Raw genomic sequence first — 387 nt, 5'->3', positions numbered from 1 at the left:
CTGCCTTTTTCATTTTGTTAGCGTTAGTGCTACGACTTATTATCTAAAGTTTGCAACCTTAACGTAAGTCTTGTCAGTGTTGTCACCGATCTTGTAGTACTTTTGGCCGTTCTTGAATGTGTATGAAGCACCGTAAGTAGTTACAACTTCACCCTTCTTCAATACAACCTTGTTAGCACGCTTCTTTGATGATGCGTAAACGTAAGCGTTGTGCTTCAAAGTACGCTTAGTACCATCGATGTTTGCAGCGTTGATGTACTTGTCAACAGCCTTACCGTTTTCAACTACTTGGTAGTAAGTCTTACCGTTGATAGTAGTAGTGTTTGGCAATACGCTTACTGAGTTGTAACGCTTAACGCTGTCAGTACCAACACGCTTAGCGTCCTT

Annotated in this window: 1 pseudogene; it reads right to left on the bottom strand. The window is 41.3% G+C overall.

Annotation, left to right across the window (positions count from 1 at the left end):
• Positions 1-39: 39 nt before the first annotated feature.
• Positions 40-387: pseudogene (gene slpA / locus EIZ58_RS32850) on the bottom strand (pore-forming S-layer protein SlpA); the annotation flags it as partial.

Origin of the sequence: Ammoniphilus sp. YIM 78166, from assembly GCF_004522215.1 — a bacterium.
Lineage (GTDB): Bacteria > Bacillota > Bacilli > Aneurinibacillales > RAOX-1 > YIM-78166.
Note: the sequence above shows the minus strand (reverse complement) of the source record. Positions and strands in the feature narration are given on the sequence as shown.